The 18,409-nt window shown below is 74.9% G+C and carries 20 protein-coding genes; 11 read left to right on the top strand and 9 right to left on the bottom strand.

Features of this window, described 5'->3' with window-relative positions; translation table 11 throughout:
• Positions 1-23 precede the first annotated feature (23 nt).
• Positions 24-803, bottom strand: a complete 780-nt coding sequence (locus GA0070613_RS15195) for an alpha/beta fold hydrolase (RefSeq protein WP_089012907.1) — start codon at positions 801-803, stop codon at positions 24-26.
• A 146-nt stretch (positions 804-949) separates the two neighbouring features.
• On the opposite strand from GA0070613_RS15195, the gene GA0070613_RS15190 reads away from it, so the two are divergent.
• Entirely contained in the window at positions 950-1,810 is an 861-nt protein-coding gene (locus GA0070613_RS15190) for an alpha/beta fold hydrolase (RefSeq protein WP_089012906.1), read from the top strand.
• A 199-nt stretch (positions 1,811-2,009) separates the two neighbouring features.
• On the opposite strand, the gene GA0070613_RS15185 is transcribed toward GA0070613_RS15190, so the two are convergent.
• A complete protein-coding gene (locus tag GA0070613_RS15185) occupies positions 2,010-2,528 on the bottom strand; it encodes a hypothetical protein (protein ID WP_089012905.1) in 519 nt (172 codons plus the stop codon).
• A gap of 365 nt (positions 2,529-2,893) precedes the next feature.
• Here GA0070613_RS15185 and GA0070613_RS15180 point away from each other — a divergent pair, with 365 nt between their 5' ends.
• The 3 genes from GA0070613_RS15180 to GA0070613_RS15170 all read left to right on the top strand — a co-directional run bounded on the left by GA0070613_RS15180 (position 2,894) and on the right by GA0070613_RS15170 (position 5,257).
• Complete coding sequence (locus GA0070613_RS15180; protein ID WP_197699080.1) at positions 2,894-3,316, top strand: hypothetical protein; 423 nt, start codon at positions 2,894-2,896, stop codon at positions 3,314-3,316.
• 138 nt (positions 3,317-3,454) lie between these two features.
• Positions 3,455-4,348 carry a septum formation family protein gene (locus GA0070613_RS15175; RefSeq protein ID WP_089012904.1) on the top strand — a complete coding sequence of 298 codons (894 nt, stop codon included), beginning with the start codon at positions 3,455-3,457 and terminating at the stop codon, positions 4,346-4,348.
• A gap of 216 nt (positions 4,349-4,564) precedes the next feature.
• Positions 4,565-5,257, top strand: a complete 693-nt coding sequence (locus tag GA0070613_RS15170) for a class I SAM-dependent methyltransferase (RefSeq protein WP_231929781.1) — start codon at positions 4,565-4,567, stop codon at positions 5,255-5,257.
• 160 nt (positions 5,258-5,417) lie between these two features.
• Here the strand turns inward: GA0070613_RS15170 and GA0070613_RS15165 are convergent, their stop codons facing one another.
• On the bottom strand, positions 5,418-6,299 hold the full coding sequence (locus GA0070613_RS15165; protein WP_157746355.1) for an NAD(P)-dependent oxidoreductase: 882 nt from the start codon (positions 6,297-6,299) through the stop codon (positions 5,418-5,420).
• Between the two features lie 186 nt (positions 6,300-6,485).
• Between GA0070613_RS15165 and GA0070613_RS15160 the strand changes: the two genes are divergently transcribed.
• The 4 genes from GA0070613_RS15160 (at position 6,486) to GA0070613_RS15145 (ending at position 10,386) form a co-directional block, all read left to right on the top strand.
• A complete protein-coding gene (locus GA0070613_RS15160; RefSeq protein ID WP_089012902.1) occupies positions 6,486-7,664 on the top strand; it encodes a sensor histidine kinase in 1,179 nt (392 codons plus the stop codon).
• Between the two features lie 22 nt (positions 7,665-7,686).
• Positions 7,687-8,868 (top strand): hypothetical protein, encoded by a 1,182-nt coding sequence (locus GA0070613_RS15155; protein WP_089015956.1) that lies wholly within the window; start codon positions 7,687-7,689, stop codon positions 8,866-8,868.
• The gene (locus GA0070613_RS15150) at positions 8,838-9,554 is read left to right on the top strand and encodes a response regulator transcription factor (RefSeq protein ID WP_089012901.1); all 717 of its coding nucleotides are present in this window, start codon (positions 8,838-8,840) and stop codon (positions 9,552-9,554) included. The genes GA0070613_RS15155 and GA0070613_RS15150 overlap by 31 nt, the downstream gene beginning before the upstream one ends.
• Positions 9,555-9,627: 73 nt before the next feature.
• The gene (locus GA0070613_RS15145) at positions 9,628-10,386 is read left to right on the top strand and encodes a hypothetical protein (RefSeq protein ID WP_331716732.1); all 759 of its coding nucleotides are present in this window, start codon (positions 9,628-9,630) and stop codon (positions 10,384-10,386) included.
• Between the two features lie 78 nt (positions 10,387-10,464).
• On the opposite strand, the gene GA0070613_RS15140 is transcribed toward GA0070613_RS15145, so the two are convergent.
• From GA0070613_RS15140 to GA0070613_RS15130, 3 genes are all read right to left on the bottom strand, one after another.
• Complete coding sequence (locus GA0070613_RS15140) at positions 10,465-11,394, bottom strand: GlxA family transcriptional regulator (RefSeq protein ID WP_089012900.1); 930 nt, start codon at positions 11,392-11,394, stop codon at positions 10,465-10,467.
• A 3-nt stretch (positions 11,395-11,397) separates the two neighbouring features.
• A complete protein-coding gene (locus tag GA0070613_RS15135) occupies positions 11,398-12,000 on the bottom strand; it encodes a cysteine hydrolase family protein (protein ID WP_089012899.1) in 603 nt (200 codons plus the stop codon).
• A gap of 85 nt (positions 12,001-12,085) precedes the next feature.
• Positions 12,086-12,835, bottom strand: coding sequence for a lysophospholipid acyltransferase family protein (locus tag GA0070613_RS15130; protein ID WP_089012898.1), 750 nt, complete (start codon positions 12,833-12,835; stop codon positions 12,086-12,088).
• Between the two features lie 124 nt (positions 12,836-12,959).
• On the opposite strand from GA0070613_RS15130, the gene GA0070613_RS15125 reads away from it, so the two are divergent.
• Positions 12,960-13,607 carry an alpha/beta hydrolase gene (locus GA0070613_RS15125; RefSeq protein WP_089012897.1) on the top strand — a complete coding sequence of 216 codons (648 nt, stop codon included), beginning with the start codon at positions 12,960-12,962 and terminating at the stop codon, positions 13,605-13,607.
• Between the two features lie 18 nt (positions 13,608-13,625).
• Positions 13,626-14,018, top strand: a complete 393-nt coding sequence (locus GA0070613_RS15120) for a VOC family protein (RefSeq protein WP_089012896.1) — start codon at positions 13,626-13,628, stop codon at positions 14,016-14,018.
• Between the two features lie 26 nt (positions 14,019-14,044).
• Here GA0070613_RS15120 and GA0070613_RS15115 read toward each other — a convergent pair whose 3' ends face one another.
• Together GA0070613_RS15115 and GA0070613_RS15110 are read right to left on the bottom strand one after the other, a co-directional pair.
• Positions 14,045-16,108 (bottom strand): amylo-alpha-1,6-glucosidase, encoded by a 2,064-nt coding sequence (locus GA0070613_RS15115; protein ID WP_089012895.1) that lies wholly within the window; start codon positions 16,106-16,108, stop codon positions 14,045-14,047.
• On the bottom strand, positions 16,108-16,479 hold the full coding sequence (locus GA0070613_RS15110) for an SCP2 sterol-binding domain-containing protein (protein ID WP_089015955.1): 372 nt from the start codon (positions 16,477-16,479) through the stop codon (positions 16,108-16,110). Before GA0070613_RS15110 ends, GA0070613_RS15115 begins: the two co-directional genes overlap by 1 nt.
• Positions 16,480-16,631: 152 nt before the next feature.
• Here GA0070613_RS15110 and GA0070613_RS15105 point away from each other — a divergent pair, with 152 nt between their 5' ends.
• Positions 16,632-17,744 (top strand): DNA glycosylase AlkZ-like family protein, encoded by a 1,113-nt coding sequence (locus GA0070613_RS15105; RefSeq protein WP_089012894.1) that lies wholly within the window; start codon positions 16,632-16,634, stop codon positions 17,742-17,744.
• Between the two features lie 88 nt (positions 17,745-17,832).
• Here the strand turns inward: GA0070613_RS15105 and GA0070613_RS15100 are convergent, their stop codons facing one another.
• Positions 17,833-18,249, bottom strand: a complete 417-nt coding sequence (locus GA0070613_RS15100) for a CBS domain-containing protein (RefSeq protein ID WP_089012893.1) — start codon at positions 18,247-18,249, stop codon at positions 17,833-17,835.
• Between the last annotated feature and the right edge of the window lie 160 nt (positions 18,250-18,409).

Below are 18,409 nucleotides of genomic sequence, written 5' to 3'. Positions count from 1 at the left end.
GAATCCTGCCGGGCGGACTCCCGTCAGCCCCGTCGTTCCCGGCCAGCCCCGGCGTGCTCCCGCAGGAAGTCGAGCAGCAGCGGATTCACCGCCTCGGGGCGCTCCAGGCTGGGCAGGTGACCCGCCCAGTCGAGTTCGCGGTGCCGGGCATCGGCCAACTCCTTCGACAGGCGGACCGCGATCTGGCGGAAGTCCGGCAGGTCGTGGTCGCCGGAGATCAGCAGGGTGGGGGCGGTGATGTCGGCGAGGTCGAAATCGGGCCGGATCGGCGGGTACTCCTCCACGGCGGCCAGTTGCACCTCGAAGGCGTGCCGCTGCATCTCGCGTACCGCTTCGCGGGTCGCCTCGTCGGCGTGCGGACCCAGCCAGAGTTCCACGTTGAGGTCGGTCGCGCCGGCGACGTCCCCCGCCTCCAGCAGCTCGTCCTCCCGCTCGCCGAACGCCCGGAGCTCGGCGCTGGGCTCGTGCCCGGCCAGCGCGGTGCAGAGCAGCGCCAGCGACGTGACCCGGTGCGGCCACCGGGCGGCGACCTCCAGCGCCACCCGGCCACCGCCGGACGACCCGACCAGCGCGAACTCCTCGACGCCGAGCAGATCCAGCAGCTCTATGACGTCCTGGGCGTTGTCGTACGGCCGGTCCGGGACGGGCGAGTCGCCGTAGCCCCGCATGTCGCTGCGTACCACTCGATAGCCGGCATCGACCAGGGCCGGCAACTGCGGGTCCCACATCCGCCGGTCGCAGGCCGTGGAATGGAGCAGGACCACCGTCGGACCGCTTCCGGCCACATCGTGCGCAAGTGTCATCGGCCCAATCTAGGAGTGCGGCTCCGGGCGGGCACCCGGATTAATCCCTCGGTCAGGCCTCCGGTGTCCACGCCCAGAACGTGTTTCCGGTGCGCGCCGCCCGCCGGCGGCACTGTTGCGTCAGCCGGTGCGGCTAGCCTCCGGGGATGGTGATGGAGCTGGACATTCGGCTGGCCGACGGCCGCACCCTGCACGTCTACGACACCGGCGGGGCGGACCGGCTCGCCGTCTTCTGGCACCACGGCACCCCGAACATCGGCGCGCCGCCCGCGCCCATGTTCGCGGCGGCCGATCGGCTCGGCCTCCGCTGGGTCTCCCACGACCGGCCCGGGTACGGCGGGTCCACGCCGCTGCCCGGCCGCGACATCGCCTCGGCGGCCACCGACGTGGCGGCGGTCGCCGACGCGCTGGGCATCGACCGGTTCGCGGCGATGGGCCATTCCGGCGGCGGTCCGCACGCCCTGGCCTGCGGCGCGCTCCTGCCGGACCGCGTGCTCGCCGTGGTCAGCGGCGCCGGGATGGCCCCGTACGACGCCCAGGGGCTGGACTGGTTCGCCGGCATGATCCCGTCCGGGGTGGCGTCGCTGCGCGCCGCCGCCGCGGGCCGCGAGGCGAAGGAGCAGCACGAGGCCTCCGGCGCCGAGTACGACCCCGAGTTCACCCCGGCCGACCTGGCCGCCCTGAACGGCGAATGGTCCTGGTTCGGCAGCGTGGTCGGCCCGGCGACCCAGGCCGGCCCGGGCGGGCTGATCGACGACGACCTGGCGTACGTGTCGACGTGGGGATTCGATCCGCCGCGGATCGCGTCGCCGGTGCTGCTGCTGCACGGCGGCCGGGACGGGATGGTGCCGCCGTCGCACGGCGAGTGGCTGGCGCGGCACTGTCCCACCGCCGAGCTGCGGCGGTACCCGGAGGACGGGCACATCTCCGTGCTCACCCACGCCGAGGCCGCGCTGGAGTGGCTCCGCGAACGCGCCGACGCAACGCACGGTGCCGACCTGAAGTAGCCCGTGGTCTCCCCGATGTAGCAGTGGGGAGAGGTTGGGTGAGGCGGCGGCCGCGGGACCCGGCCGCCGCCTCGCCGCGCCGGATCGTGGCGCGGGTCGCGACGCCGTACGGATGACCCGGGGGAAGGTCATCCGTACGGCGTCGCGGTGCCGACACCGAACGGGCGGAGGGGGGTGGGTACCCGCCCGGCGTCGCGGTTCAGTTGGTCGGCGGGGCGGTCGGCTTGTGGCCGCCGGGTGCCTCGGTGCGCTGGTCTCCCGCCGAGGTCGGGCGCGTCTGCGGCTTGCCGGTCGGGTGGCTCGGGGTGGCTGTGGGACGGGCCGCCTGGCTCGGCTTGCCCTTCTCCCTCGCCAGCAGCGCGTCGCAGTACGCGGCCACCTTCTCCTTCGCGCCGGCGGTGGTGATCAGCACCCGGAACGCCGGGTTCTCCAGCGCCTTGCCGGGGTTGTCACCGACGCCGGCCCGGTAGGCGTGGCAGAGGCCGACCAGGTTGGGCGACGGGGAGGCCTTTGCCCCGGCCGGCGAGCCCTTGCCCTGGTCGGCCGCGTCGGAGGCCTTGCCGGTGGCGTGCGCCGACGGCTTCGCGGTCGGCCCGGTGAGCGGGTCGGGCAGCGTGCCGGTCGCGGCGGCGAGCGCCACCCCACCGGTGGCGGCGACGGCGAGCGCCGTGGCGCCGACCTTGAGGGTGAGGAGTTTCGCGAAGGCGGTCTCAAGCATTGAGCAGCTCCGTCTGGGGGATGGGATGCGGACGTGCCGCCCGGCGTGCCTCCGGTGCAGCGGTGTCCCCGGCGGGGGTGCCGGGAGCCGGGACGTACGCGGACGGTGACCCACGGCTGGCCGGCGGGCGGCAGGCCGCTGCCGAGGACCGACGGTGACGCCGCTGAGTGATCAGTCGGCGACGCCGCAGGTCCGCTGGCCAGAGGGTCTGTGCGTTCATCTCGTGCCCCTCAGCGCCGGGCCTCCACCAGATGTCACACCCGACACGGTGGATGGCCGCGCCGTGACGGGGGGCGATGGAAACGGGACGACGGCAGCACCGGCGGCGTGGCAGGATGCGGTCATGACGAGCATCCGAAAGGACCGTGGGGCGTAGGCCCCCGCGCGCCCTGCGCGCCGTCCCGCTGCGGCCGGACCGTCCGCCGTCGCGCCTCGAAGGTCTCAGCCCCCGTACCCGGCAGGCGATCGCGCGGGTGGAGGCCCGGCACCTGTTCCTCGGCACGGTCTCCGCCGCCCTCGGGCATTACCGCCAGTTCCTCGCCCAGCCGGGCCGCTGGCGCTACGTCCCGAACAACGACTGTGCCTGCTGCGACATCCGCGAGTCCCGGGACACCCTCGAGGAGGCACTGCGGGCGCTGCCGCCGCCGGCCCGGGCCGAGCTGGGCCGGATGGTCGCCGCGCTGGACGCCGAGTTCCTCCGCCGCACCCTGCCCGACCCCTGGTTCCCGCGCATCAGCCCGTGGCACGCGTCCCGCCCCTGGTGGTGGCACCGGCTCCCGCACGGATGACGCCGCCGGGTGACGGGCCGGGACGGCCCCGGTGACGGCGCCGGGCTGCGGCAGAGTCACCAACCGACGCGGGGCCCCGGCCGGCCGGGACGGACCCGTATGCTGCCCGCGTTCGCGCGGGGGCCTGGGGAGAGTGGCATGCGACGGTGGCGTGGCGGGACGGCGTTGGCCGCCCTGATCATGGTGGTGCTGGCCGGGTGCGGTGCGCCGGCCGGGACGGACGGCGACCTGACCGACGACTGGCGTCCGGTCGGCAAGGTCGAGCAGTTCACCCCGAAGGTGGGCGACTGCCACCTGATCGGCGACCCGACCAGCTACCTGACCAGCTACCAGCCGGTGGACTGCGCCCAACCGCACCTGGTCGAGACGTTCCACATCGGCCGGTTCACCGGGGCGCTGGCGGCCCGGCCCAGCCCGCCGAGGGTGGGTTCGGCGGTACTTCGGCCGGCGTTCGCCGAGTGCGACACCCAGGCCCGCGAGTTCCTGGGCGGGGACTGGCACGCCGCCCGCCTGGTGGTGCAGGTCGCGCCGGCGTCGCCGAGCGGCTGGGCCGGGGGCAGCCGCTGGTTCCGCTGCGACGTCTTCGAGGTCAGCGCGGTCGAGACCGACGGCGACAGCCGATCAGACTGGCCCGCCCAGCACGCCGGCACCCTCCGCGACGCGCTGAAGGATCCGGCGTCGCCGCTGGCGTACGGGTGCCTGGAGGGAACCATCGGGGGGCTGCTCCAGGTGCCCTGCACCAGCGCACACTGGATCGAGTACGCCGGCACCTGGACCGCCCCGGAGGTGCCCTTCGCCACCCTGGCCGGCGACGAGGACCGGATCCACGCCGCCTGCCGGACGGTGATCGCCGGCTACGTCAAGCTGCCGGTCGACCGCCTCCTGCCGTACCGCACCAGCACCCTGTACGGGCTGCCCTCGCAGGCGGCGTGGGCCCGCGGTGACCGGCAGGTCCGGTGCTTCGTCTGGTCGTACGACCTGATGAAGAGGTCGGTGAAGGGTGGCGGGCCGAGGGCGCTGCCGGTCCACTGATCGGCGTCGAGGCCGCCAGCGGCGTCAGCCCGAACGCGGCGAACACCGTCCGGTCCTGGAACACCGCCTCCGCCGCGCCACCTGGGTGCTGTCGCGGCACGACGACGGGTGGTGGCATACCACAACTGCCCGGCCTGACCGAGCCTCCGGCCGCCCGCACCGGCGGGCGGCCGGAAACCGGATGACGGCCGCGCCGCCGCCGTCCACCATCGACGGATGCCACATCATCGACCGGCCGAGCCGGACATCCGGCGGTACTACACCGAGGTCTTCGCCGAGGCGGAGCGGCTGCACCGCGCCCCGCAGGGGCGGCTGGAGTCGGTGCGTACCCGGGATCTGCTGTGCCGGCTGCTGCCCGCCCCGCCGGCGACGGTGCTCGACGTCGGCGGCGGCCCCGGCGCGTACGCCGGCTGGCTCGCGGCGGCCGGCCACCGGGTGCACCTGGTCGACCTGGTCCCGGCGCACGTGGCCGCCGCCCGGGACGCCCACCCGGGGATCACCGCCAGCGTCGGGGACGCGCGGGACCTGCCGCTGCCCGACGATTCGGTGGACGCGACCCTGCTGCTGGGTCCGCTCTACCACCTCACCGAGCGGGCGGACCGGGTGACCGCGCTGCGCGAGGCGGCCCGGCTGACCCGTCCGGGCGGTCCGGTGGTCGCGGCGGTGATCAGCCGCAACGCGGCGCTGATGGACCTGACCCGGCAGGGCCGGGTGGACGAGCGCACCCGGCCGATCCTGCTCGCCACGTACGCCAGCGGGGTGAACGACCCCGAGACCGGCTTCACCACCGCCTACTTCCACCGCCCGGAACAGGTGGTGCAAGAGTTCACCGCGGCCGGCCTTCCGGTCCCGGACCTGTACGGGGTGGAGGGTTCGCTCTGGCCGCTGCTGGACGCGCTCGACGTCTGACCGGACGATCGGCTCTTCCGCGACGCGGTCGACTGCACGGCGGCGTTCGAGCGGGACCCGGCGGTGATCGGGGCCAGCTCGCACCTGCTCGCGGTCGCCGCCGCCTGACCGAGCCTGCGGCCGGACGCCACGGCGGGCGGCCGGTCCGGCGGAGCGCCGGTCAGGACGCGTCGCGCATCCGGAGCGGCAGGGCACGGCTGTCGTCCTGGCCGTGGCCGGTTGCGTGGGCCGCCTCCCCCACCTCTCGGGCCGCGTCCACCAGCGGCAGCCGGGGCTCGGCGGCCAGGCACAGCCGCAGGTCCTTGGTGAGCATGTCGACGGTGAAGCCGGCGGTCTCCGGCGGTCCGGACGCCAGGATCCGGCGTACGGGCGGGAAGGCCGCGCCGAGCGGCCCGGCGGCGATGAGCTCGTCCACCACGTCGGGCGGGAGGTCGAGGGTGGCGGCCAGCCGCAGCGCGTCGCCGATCCCGGCGAGGGCGAGGCCCAGGGTGAGGTTGCGGACCAGTTTCGCCGCGCTGCCGGCGCCCACCCGCCCGACGTGCCGCACCTTCCCCGGGTCGCCCCAGAGCTCCAGGAGCGGGCGGGCCGCGGCGACGTCCGCCTTCTCCCCGCCGGCCAGCACGCCCAGGGTTCCCTCGGTGGCCGGCCCGACCGAGCCGTAGACCGGCGCGTCCACGTAGCGCAGCCGGTGCTCGCGCAGCCGGGTCGCCATCCGGCGGGAGGCGTCCGGACCGATGGTGCTGCCGTCCACGACCAGGGTGTCCGGGTCGGCGCCGGAGGCCACCCCGTCCGGGCCGAGCAGCACCTGCTCGACCGCCTCCGGGTCGGCGAGCATCAGCACCACCACGTCCCGGCCGCGGGCCGCGGCGGCCGGCGTGGGGGCCACCGTCGCGCCGTCGGCGGCGAGGGCGTCCGTCCTGCCGCGGGTACGGTTCCAGACGGTCAGGTCGGGTCCGGCTTTCAGCACGTGGCGGGCCATCGGGGCGCCCATCCGGCCGAGCCCGAGGAAGGCGACCCGGAGTCGCCCTGATTCGCTGCCCATGTCGGCAGTCAACCGCACGATCGCCGGACGCGCGCGGCATTGCGCCCCGCCGCCGGCGGCGTCGGCACGCGACAGCGACGCGCCGCGCACCGAGGGTGACCGGGTGCGGTCTGACATGTTATTCTCCGGCGTCGATCTACGCCGTGCGGACCCGACCGGGTCGCTGCCGGAAGGACACCTACCCCGATGCCGGTCGCTGCCGCCACGACCTCGTCGCCGTCCGCGTGGGACCGGCCGGCGGGCGGCGCGTTCACCCGTATCTTCACCACCCTGCCGGCGCTGCTCCGGCTGACCTGCGGTCTGGTCGGCGCGGTGGCCGCCCTCGCGGTTCGGACGCCGCCGGTCCGGGTGGCCCTGCTGGCGCTGGTGGTCGCGACGCTCACCGCCTGGTCGGTCTGGTACGCCGTCCGGGCCCTGCGGCGCGGCGTGGCCGGTCCGCTGGTGGCCGGCGACGTCGCGCTCACCACCGCGGCCTGCCTGCTCATCCCGTGGCTGGTCGCGCCGGAGGTGCTGGCGGGCGAGGGAAGCTGGATCGCGGTGCTGGCCAGCACCACCGTGATCAACGCCCAGGCCACCGCCCCGGCCCGTTGGTCCGTCCCGGCGGGGCTGCTGGTCACCGCCGCGTACGCGGCCGGCGCGGCGGCCGCCGGCAACGGCGTCGAGGCACGCGCACACGCCGCCACGCTGCTGGTGCAGACCGGCTGCACGGCGATGTTGACGGCGGTGATGCGGCGGCGGATCGGTCGCGCCGACCGGGCCTTCGCCGACTACCAGCGGCTGGCCCGGGCGGCGGTGGTGGCCCGTACCGCCCGGGAGGCCGAGCGACGGCAGAACCGGGACCTGCACGACACCGTCCTGGCCACGCTGACCATGGTCGGGCTCGGCGCGGTGGCCGGCCCCTCGGCCGCGCTGCGCGACCGGTGCGCGGCCGACCTGCGTACCCTCGCCGCCCTGGCCGACGCCCGGTCGGAGCCGGCGGTCGGGCCGACGGCGCTGGACGACCGGTTGCGGGCGGTCCTCGCTCGACTGCCCGAACTGCCGGTGCGCGCGACGCTGGCACCGTGCGCGGTCCCGGCGGAGGTCGCCGAGGCGCTCGCCGAGAGCGCCACCGCCGCGCTGTCCAACGTGGTCCGGCACTCGCCGGGCGCGAGCGTCACGCTGTGCCTGGCCCGGGTCGCCGACGCTGTCGTGGTCGAGGTGGCCGACGACGGCCCCGGCTTCGACCCGGCCACGGTCCCGCCCCACCGGTACGGGGTGCGCGAGTCGATCCGCGGCCGGATGACGACCGTCGGCGGACGCGCCGAGGTGGTGTCCGCCCCGGGGGTGGGTACCCGCATCCGGCTCGAGTGGCCTGGTGTCGGCTGACGTGGGGACGCCGGTCGGCGCGCTGGAGGACGGCACCCGCCGCCCGCCCCGCCCCCGCCTCCCCGCCGGGCCGGCCGCAGCGGTGGGCGAGCGGATGGCCGCGGCGAACGCGGTGGCGAGCGCGTCCGACCGGGGCGCCCGGGTCGCGGCGGTGACCATCGCGCTGGCCTGGCACGTGGCGATCGGGCTGCCGGCGGTGCTGGGCGCCTGGTCGGACCTGGCCGCGCCGGCGGTGGTTGGCGTGGCCTGGCTGGTCACCGCGGCGGTCGGCGGGTTGGCGGGCGTACGGCTGCTGCGTGGCGCCCCGCTGCCCACCCGGCGGCTGGCGGCGGTGCTGCTCCTGGTCGACGCGGCGGTCTTCGCCGCCGCCGGCGAGCGGCACCTGTTCACCGCGGCGAACTGGGTGTGGAGCGGGCTCGCCTGGTTCTTCCTGCTGGTGCTCTGGGGCCGCCCGGTCGGTTGGCTGCTCGCACTGCTGGGCATGCACGCGGTGATCGCGCTGGGCGAGGTGCTCGGGCACGGGGTGACCGGCCCCGCCGACCTCACCCGCTACGCGATGTACTTCTACGGCACCTCGTCGCTGCCGGTGGCGGTCTTCGTCGGGGCCGCCGCGATCGCCGCCCTCGCCCGGGACCGGGCGAGCACCGCGGCGGCCGCCGGAGCGGTGGCGGCGGAACGGGTGGCGGCGGATCGGGCCCGGGAGGACCGCCGGGCCCGGCTGGCCCTGGTCAGCGGCACCGCCGAGGAGGTGCTGGCCGCCCTCGCGGCCGGCCACGCCGACCCCGCCGACCCGGAGGTGCGGCGGCGCTGCGTGCTGGCGGCGGCCCGGCTGCGCCGGCTGATCGCCGAGTCGGACGACGTGCCCGATCCGCTGCTGCACGAGCTGCGGGCCGCCGCCGACCTGGCCGACCGCAACGGTCTCCCGATCGAGCTGATCGCCATCGGTGTGCCGCCCGACCTGCCGGTGGAGGTACGCCGCCGGCTCGCCGACCCGCTCACCGCGGCGCTCGCCGACGCCCGGCGGTGGGCCCGGCTGACCGTGGTCGCCGGGCCGGACGAGGTGGTGGTCAGCCTGGTCAGCCCGGACCACGACGGGCCGGACGCCACCGGTCCACCGGGCGCAGACGAGGCGGGTCCGGTGGAGCACGTGCACGAGCGGGACGGGGAAATCAGATGGACGCAGACCCGGTGGCGGAGGACGTGACCGGCGCACCGCCGATCGGCGTGGCTGTGGTGGACGACCACCCGGTGGTGATCGACGGCGTGCGGGCCTGGCTGGCCGCCGAGCCGCGGCTGCGGGTACTGGCCACCGGGGACGATCCGGACGTGGTGCTCCGGGCCGCCCCGGAGGCCGAGGTGGTCCTGCTCGACCTGCGGCTGCACGGGCGGATGGTGATCGACAAGCTGGCCGAACTGAGCGCCGCCGGCCGGCGGGTGGTGGTCTACTCCGAGCACACCGACCCGGACACCATGCTCGCCGCGCTCGACGCGGGGGCGGTGGCCTTCCTCGCCAAGCATGAGGGACGCGAGCACTGCGTCGCCACCGTGCTCGCCGCGGCCAGCGACCGCCCGTACGTGCCGCCGGCGCTGGCCGGGGCGATGGTGGCCGATCGCCGGCCGGACCGGCCGGCCCTGTCCGACAAGGAGCGCGAGGCGCTGCTGCTGTGGTTCCAGTCGATGTCGAAGGCATCGGTGGCGCGCCGGATGCGGATCAGCGAGCACACCGTCAAGCAGTATGTGGACCGGGCGCGGATCAAGTACACCCGGGCGGGTCGGCCGGCCGCCACCAAGGCGGCGCTGCTGGCCCGGGCGATCGAGGACGGACTCGTCCGGCCGGAAGAGATCGGCATCTACCGGTCACAGGCGTCCACCGACCGGCCGACCCCCTAACGGGTGTCATGACACCTAGCGTGTTGTCGACGACGCTCGACGTACCGCCAACCGTCTCCGGGAGGTCGTGACCGTGCAGGAGGACGCCGCACCCTTCTTCGTCGGGCCGCACCGCTTCGACGGCGACGACGACGCCGCCCGCCCCGTGCTCGACCGGCGGTACGCGCTGGTCCCGGAGCCCGGCGAGCGCGTGCTCGCGCTGCACCGACTCCGGGTGGCCGGTCACCTGCTCGGTCCGACGGAGAGCGCCCGCAGCTGGGTGCTCCCCGCGCCCGCGACGGTCACCGTCACCGACCGTCGGGTCGCGTACGCCTGCGGGGGGTCCGAGCTGGCCCTGGTCGCCGGGCGGGACGGCTCGACCGGCACCCGGCACCGGCACCCGGCCCGGCTGTCCCGCCTGGTCAGCGGGCAGATCCGCTGGCAGTGGCCGTCCCGGCTGGAGCTGCGGGCCGACGACCCGGACGGCGACGCCGAGCTGCTGGTCGTCTGCGACGCGCTGCGCACCATCCGGCAGCCGGCGCTGGCCCTCGGCGGCCCGGTCCCGCTGGTGGCCGAGCTGGCCCGGCAGGTAAGCCGGTCGGTGGCCGCCTTCCGGCTCGTGCATCCGGAGCTGGTGGACCTCTCCCCGCCCGAGCGGGACGGGCTGGCCAGCCGGGTCGGCTCGACGCCCTTCCGGGCGGCGGGCCGGGTCACCCTGCCCGGCTCGCTCCCGGTCGAGTTTCTCTCCCGCGACGACTACTACCGCCCGCACACGGAGCCGGGCCCGCTCTGGCCGCGCCAGCCGGCGCCCGTCCCGCCGGCCCTCCCGCACCGCCCCGGCTCCGCCTGCTGACCACACACACCCACCACCAACTCGGTCCAACGCCCAGACCGCTCATCGGAGGCGGGGCGACCCGAGCGGGTGGCGGGGTCAGCTGGCCAGGGGGAGGGAGTCGCGGGTGCGGGTGCGGAGGCGGCGGAGCATCCGGGCGTCGGTGAAGCCGACGGCCCGGGCGGCCGACTCCACCGTGGCGCCGTGCCCGATCAGGTGCTCGGCCCGCTCCACCCGCAGCAGTTGCTGGTAGCCGAGCGGAGTCAGCCCGGTGGCCTGCCGGAACAGCCGGCTCAGGGTGCGCTCGGACACCCCGCAGGCGGCGGCCAGCCCGGCGAGCGGCAGCGGCTCCGAGTAGTGGGAGTCGATCAGGTCCTGCGCCCGGTGCACCGCGTCGGAGAGGTGCGAGCGGTGCCGCATCATCGCGCTGGCCTGCTGTTCGTGGCCGTTGCGCCGGGCATACACGACCAGGGTGCGGGCGATCCGGGCTGCCGCCGACGGACCGTGCCGGGTGGCCACCAGGTGCAGCGCCACGTCGATGCCACTGGCGATGCCGGCCGACGTGACCACCCGGTCGTCGACCACGTAGAGCACGTCGCGGACCACCCGGGCCGCCCGGTGCCGCCGGGCCAGCTCCTCCTGCACCTCGTGGTGGGTGGTGCACCGCCGCCCGTCGAGCAGGCCGGCCCGGCCGAGCGCGAAGGCGCCCGCGCAGATGCTCGCCACCGTGCCGCCGCGCGCGTGGTGGTCGGCCAGCCGCCGCAGGTCGTCCGCCCCGACCGGCCCCGCCGGCCCGTGCGTGGCTGGCCGCCACCCGGGTACGACCACCAGGTCGTCGCGGTCGAGCTCGGGCCACCCGGTGTCGGCCCGCAGCGACACCCCCTGCACGGTCGGCACCTCGCTGGCCTCGGCGACGTAGTGCAGCCGGTAGTCGTACCCGAGGTCGGCGGCGCTGGAGAAGACCTGGGCCGGCCCGGCGAGGTCCAGCAGGTGCAGCTGCGGGACCAGCAGGAAGACGACCCGGGCCACGGCTCAGACCCCGGCCGGCACCGCGCCGGTCAGCTCGGCGACGGTACGGATGGTGGCGAACCGCCCGGCGAGGGCGTACTCGGTGCGGGTGACGATGTCCGGTGTCGACAGCGTGCGCGGGTCGGCGAGGATCCGCTCCGGCGACGCGTCCGCGGGCAGCTCGCGGTGCGGGATGGGGAAGGTGACCGTCGCGTCGGTCACGAAGATCATCTCGTAGCCCAGGTCGGCGCCGACCCGGGTGGTGGTCTCCACGCACTGCTCGGTACGGATCCCGCAGACCGTGACCTCGCGGATCCCGGCGAGGGTGAGCACCTGCTGGAGGTTGGTGGTGGTGAACGCGTTGTGCGAGGTCTTGACCAGCGTCGGTTCCCCGTCGACCGGGGACAGCCCGTCGATCAGCCGGACGTGGCCGAGGGCCGGGTCGAAGACCGTGCCGGTGCCGGGCTCGGCGTGCAGGACCCACACCACCAGGTCACCCCGGCCGCGGGCGGCCCCGACCAACCGGTCGACCTGACCGACGATGTCCGGCTGCGAGGCGTGCGCCCAGATCGGGCGCTGGCGGAACGACTCCTGGACGTCGATGACGACGAGTGCGGCTCTGTTCATGGGTTCGATCCTGGCCGGGCGGACACCGGGGCGGCAGGCACCATCATGCCCGGATGCGGAACGATCCGGTCACGGTCGGCGGAGGTCAGGCGGCGGAGGCGCGGCGGCCCCGGCGGTCCAGCTCGGCGGCCTCCTCGAGGGTCGGCGCGGTGCCGCCGAGGTGCACCGGCTGCCACCAGGTGTCGTCCGCGCCGGCCGGGCCGTCCGGGTATTCCCGCTGCGCCCGGTCCACCAGCGCACTCAGCCGGCCCTTCAGCTCCGCCGTCATGGTGCCGGCGTCCGGGTACGCGGCCGGGTCCATCGGCTCGCCGACCAGGATGGTGATCGGGGTGTGCCGGCGGGTCAGGGTGCGCGGCCGGCCCTTGGTCCAGAGCCGCTGGGTGCCCCAGAGCGCGACCGGGAGCAGCGGCACGCCGGCCTCCTGGGACATCCGGGCGGCCCCGTTCTTGAGCTCCTTGACCAGGAACGACCGACTGATCGTGGCCTCCGGGAAGACGCCGACCACCTCGCCGCGCCGCAGCGCGTCCACCGCCGTGTTGTACGACCCGGCGCCGGCCCGGCGGTTCACCGGGATGTGCTTCATGCCGCGCATCAGCGGGCCGGAGACCTTGTGCGCGAAGACCTCGTGCTTGGCCATGAACCGGACCAGTCGGCGGGACTCGTGCGCCCCGTAGCCGCAGAAGATGAAGTCCAGGTAGCTGACGTGGTTGCTGGCCATGACCGCGCCACCCGTACGCGGCACGTGATGGCCGCCCGCCACGGTCAGGCGCAGGTCGAGGACCCGGAACATCGTCTTGGCGGCGGCGATCACGGGCGGGTACACGAGTTCCGGCATCCGGCAACTTTACCCCGCGTAGGTTACGGAACCGTAGGGGCGAAGCGTGCCCGTCGGACACGCGGACTTCTGCCCTTGGCAGAGGCGGCTCGCGGGTGGGGGCGCAGTCGGACACGATGGCGGGATGATCGAACGCGCGGTGCTGCTCTGGATCCACGGCGGCGGCTGGCGAGCCCGGTACCACGAGGACGGCGCCGCCCTCGGCCCGCTCGGCCTGCGGGTGGTCGCGGCGACCTACCGCTTCGTGGCCGAGGCGCACTGGCCGGCCCAGCTCGACGACGTACGGGCGGCCGCCCGGTCGGCCCGGGCGGCCGCCGACGGGCTACCGCTGCTGGTCGGCGGCGACTCGGCGGGGGCCACCCTGGCCCTGCACCTGGCCCTGCGCGGCGTCGACCGGCCCGGCGACGTCGCGGCCGCGCTGGCGTACTGGTCGCCGATCGATCCCCTCGACCCGCAGTGGCGGCGGCTGCGCGCGCACGACGATCCGTGGGCCGGCCTGCTCGGCCACCCGCCCGCCGACCTGGACCCGGCCACGGTCGACGCGACCGTCGCCACGCACGTCGGTTCCGGCGTGCCGGTGCTGCTCGTGCACGGGCGCGACGACCGGTCCGTGCCGGTCGGCCAGTCGGTCGACCTCACCGCGCGGCTGCTGGCCGCCGGGCACCCGGTGCACACCTGGATCACCCACGGCGGGCACGCCCTCGACCTGGACCGTCCGGACATCCGGGCGGTGACCGCCGCGTTCCTGGACAGCGTCCTGCCGACCGGTTGACGCGGCTACCGTCAGGGCATGCCCGACCTCGCCGCGATCGTGATCCACTGCCGCGACCCGTACCTGCTCGCGCCGTTCTGGAGCGCGGTCACCGGCCTGCCGGTGGCCAAGGTTGATCAGGTCCGGCTCGCCGACCGTTCGCTCGGGCCGACCCAGGCGGTGCTGTTGCGCGACCCGTCGGGGCACCGGCCCGACATCTGGATCAGCCCGGCGGACGACCTGCCCGCACCCGGCCGGATCCACCTCGACCTGGTCGGCGACGCCGAGGAGCGGGCGGCGGTGCTGGGGGCCGGGGCCACGGTGGTGCGCGAGCTGCCGCGGTGGACGGTGCTGGCCGACCCGGAGGGCAACGAGTTCTGCCTGCTCCCCAGGGCGGAGGCACACGGCGACCAGACGCCCCCGGGGCACTGAACGCCGCGGGCGCCGTCGCCGGGCGGCTACTGGGCGGCCAGGTTGTGCATGTCCATCCGGCCCCGGGCGAAGGCGTCGACCCGGCCCCACCGGCCCGGGATGTCCAGCACCTCGATCCGGCCCATGCCGATCGGCAGCCGCGGGTCGACCGAGAGGTGCCCCTCGTGCGGCTCCAGCCCGAGCATCGTGCGGAGCAGCAGCAGCGGCGTACCCGTCGACCAGGCCTGCGGGCTGCACGCCGTCGGGTACTCCACCGGGAACTTGGTCAGCTCCCGCGGGTAGCCGCCGAACGCCTCGGGCAGCCGCCCGTCGAAGTACCTGGCCGCGTCCAGGATGCCGCTGGCGATGGTGGCCGCCTCCTCGGCGAAGCCGTAGCGGCGCAGCCCCCAGGCGATGAACGAGTTGTCGAACGGCCAGATGGTGCCGTTGTGGTAGCCGATCGGGTTGTAGCGGACCTCACCCTCGGCCAGGGTCCGCACCCCCCACCCGGTGAAGAGCCGCGGGCCGACCAGGTGCTCGGCGATCTTCGCCGCCCGTTCGTGGTCGACGATGCCGCTCCAGAGCAGGTGGCCGATGTTCGAGCTGAGCACGTCCATCTGCCGACCGGTCGGGTCCAGGCCGAGGGCGTAGTACTCGCCCTCCTCCACCCACCAGTCCCGGTTGAACCGCTGCTTCAGTTCGGCCGCCTCCCGTTCCAGCTGGTCGGCGTACGCCGGGTCGCCCCAGAACTCCCGGGCCAGCCGGGCGGCCCGCATCTTCGCGTCGTACGCGTACCCCTGCACCTCGCAGGTGGCCCGCGGGAACGGGGGCAGCGTCCCGTCCCGGTACGAGATCGAGTCCCAGGAGTCCTTCCAGCACTGGTTCTCCAGGCCGGTGTCGGTGTTGCGCCGCTCGTACCAGATGTAGCCGTTGCCGACCAGGTCGGCGTAGTCGTCGACCCACTTCAGCGCGGCCCGGCACTCCCGTTCCAACTCCTTGACCAGTGCGACGTCGCCGGTCCACTTCTCGTACTCGTCGAGCAGCACCACGAACAGCGGGGTCGCGTCGACCGAGCCGTAGTACGGCGAGTGCGGCTGCTCCTCGAAGGCGGCCGTCTCGCCGTACCGCATCTCGTGCAGGATCCGGCCCGGATCCTCGTCGCGGAAGTCGTCGAAGCGGGTGCCCTGCAGGGCGCCCAGGATCCGCAGCGTGGTCTTCGACAGGGTCGGGGCGAACGGCAGCACCTGGAGGCAGGTCAGGATGCTGTCCCGGCCGAACATGGTCATGAACCAGGGCAGGCCGGCCGCCGGCAGCGTCTGGCCGCCCAGCGAGAGCGGCGAGAAGCGCAGCGCGGCGAGGTCGATCAGGCTGCGCCGGTAGGTCGAGGCCAACCGGCCGTGCTCGCTGTTCACCTTGGGGGCCTTGGCGATCCACTGCTCCAGGTCGTGCTGGAGGGCGAGCCGCTCGGTGCCGTGCGCCTGGAGCCCCATCCGCAGGTCCCGGCCGCCCGGGCCGAGCGCGTGCGTCTGCACTTCGATCGCGGTGTCCCACTGCTCGTTGGGCTCGAGGTGGATGGTGTACGCGAAGCCGTTCCGGTCGTAGCGGGCCGGCATGGAGGACGTGACGACGGTCTCCCGCCTGAAGTTCCCGCGTCGGTAGCCCAGCCGCAGCCGGTCCGGCTCGGCCTCGGCGTAGGTCTCCCCCTTCTTGTTGAGGATCTCGTCCTTGACCTGGAACAGGTCGGCGAAGTCGGAGCCGGCGTCCATCCGGATCTCCAGGTCGACCGCCTTCTCGTCATGGTTGAGGATGGTCAGGGTCTCCCGGAAGCTCCGGCCCACCGCCCGCTCCCGGATGATCGACAGCTTCGCGTCGATGTAGTGCGTCGCCATCCCCGGCACCAGGAAGAACCGCGCCTCGTAGTACTGGAGGTCGTCGTAGGAGAGCGCGTTGAGCCGCTCACCGTTGACCGTCAGCACCCACTTGGACAGGAAGCGGGTGTCGATGGAGAACAGGCCGGTCGGTTCGCTGGGGGTGGCCTCGATGTCCCCGGTGTCCTCGGAGACCACGAAGGTGTTGCCGTCCAGGATCCGGACGGTGTTGGTCGCCGCCATCAGCGGGCCTCCCTCGGAAAGGCGTGGTGCGGACCCCGGGAGTCCGGCGGGCCGGGAAAGAGCCGGTCGACCTGGAGCACCAGGCGCAGGTCACCCGAGACGGTCATGTCGCCCCGCAGCAGCGCCGCGATGGCGTTCTCAGAGCCGGTGACCAGCTCGCCGAAGAGCCGCGGCGGGGTGCCCACCACCGTGTCGGCTTCCTGGTCCTCCTGGCGCACCCGCAGGTTGCCCCGGTCGATCTGCAGCAGCCAGTGGGTCGTCTGCGGCCCCTCGTGCAGATCGAAGCGCAGGGTCCCGGAGGTCTTCTGCAACAGGGGTTCGAACCCCCGCCGGTCCAGGTCCTCGAAGAACCTCGTGGTCGCGTCCAGCATCCGGTCCACTCCTCCCGCGAGCCGCGGCGTTCGACGTCCGAGGAGGGGTCCCCATCGGGTACGACGTCAATCTCGCCCGGTTCGGGTGAGTCGACGCCGCGGCGGTGTCGGCGGGCGGCGGTAGCCTGCGACGGGACGGACGAGGAGGGCACGTGGCGGGTGTGGCGGGGATCGACCGAAGGCGGGTCCTGGCGTACCGGGTGGCGGCCCAGCAGCTTGGCCGTCCCGGGCGGCGCCCCGCCGACCTCGACGGGCTGGCCCTGGGCGCGCAGGACACCCCGTACGGCTCGGCTCGGCTGGCGCTGGCCGCCCGCGTTCCCGCCACCGTCGCGCTAGACGACGACCGGTTGGAGCTGGTCTGGTCCTTCCGGGGTGCGCCACACCTGCACCGCCGGGCGGAGCTGCCGGCGCTGGCCGCGGCGCTCTGGCCGCTCAGCGACACCGACGCCACCCGCCGCATCCCGGGGCAGATCCGGGACGGGGCGAAGCTGGGGCTGGCCGCGTTCCGGGCCACCGCCGACGCGTTCCGGGCCGTGGTGACCGCGCCGATGGACCGGGGTGAGGTGAGCCAGGCGGTCACCGAGCGGATCCCGGCCGCGCTCAGCTTCGACTGCCGGCCCTGCGGTTCCCGGCACGTCTCCGGCGCGCTCTTCCAGCAGGCCGGCCTGGCCGGCGGCGTACGCCTGGCGGTGTCCGGGCGGGCCGCGCGGCTCGCGCCGCTGGCCGAGGCCCCAGCGCCGCCCGACGCGGCGACCGGCACCGACGCGCTGGCCCTGGCCTACCTGCGGCTGCTCGGCCCGGCCACGATCGGCGACGTGGCCGCCTTCCTCGGCACGAGCGCCACCGAGCTGCGCCGGGTCTGGCCGGCGGACGCGCTGACGGAGGTGCATGTCGACGGTCGCTCGGCCTGGGTGCCGGCGGACCGGCTGGACGCGCTCCGGGCGGCCGAGCCGGCGCGGCTGGTCCGGCTGCTACCGCCCGGCGACCCCTACCTCCAGGCCCGCGATCGGGCCCTGCTGGTTCCGGAGAAGGCCCACCAGCAGCAGCTCTGGCGGATGCTCGGCAACCCGGGCGCGCTGCTGGTGGACGGCGAGGTCGCCGGCGTGTGGCGGGCGAAGCAGGCGGGTAAGGGGCGCCTGGAGCTCACCGTGACCCCGTTCGCGCCGCTGACGAAGCGGGTCATCGGGAACGTCGAGGCCGAGGCGGAGACCGTCCGGGCCGCCCGGGGTGCCGCCGAGATCCGGGTGACCGTCGAGCCGAGCTGAGCCGGGCCCGGTCTTCGGCGGGTGTCCGGCCCCGGCAGCCGCGAACGCCGGCCCGATTCGGGGGGCCGGCGTCACCGCGGCGGACGGGTCAGTTGTTCGGTTCGTCGGCGCTGATGTCCGCGAGCACCGATTGCGGCTCCCGCTCGACGGCGAGGTCACCCATCGAGACCAGCCCGACCAGGCGACCGTCGTCCACCACCGGCAGCCGGCGGACGGCGTACGTCCGCATCAGGTCGGCGGCGGCCACCGCGTCGTCGTACTGGCTCACCGTGACCACGTCCTTGCTGGTGATCTGGTTGAGCCTGGTCGTGTTCGGGTCCATGCTCTCGGCGACGCCCCGGACCGTGATGTCCCGGTCCGTGACGATGCCGACCACGTTGTCGCCGTCGGTCACCACCACGTCGCCGATGGCGCTGTCGCGCATCTCCTGCGCCGCGGCGGTGAGCGTGTCGTCGCCGTCCATCGTCACCAACCGGGTCGTCATGAACTCTCCGACCGTTGTCATGGTGCTCCCCTCTCGGTGTCGGCACGGTCGTCTACCCGCCCCCGCCGAGCGGTAACGCCCGCCGCCCGCACGCCACCGCGACCCGCTCGTCGAACCGGTCGCCCTCCTCGACAGCGCGGGAGACCACCGCGGTGACGAACGGCGACCTCGGCGTTCTCGT

It is taken from the genome of Micromonospora inositola (assembly GCF_900090285.1).
Lineage (GTDB): Bacteria > Actinomycetota > Actinomycetes > Mycobacteriales > Micromonosporaceae > Micromonospora > Micromonospora inositola.
Note: the sequence above shows the minus strand (reverse complement) of the source record. Positions and strands in the feature narration are given on the sequence as shown.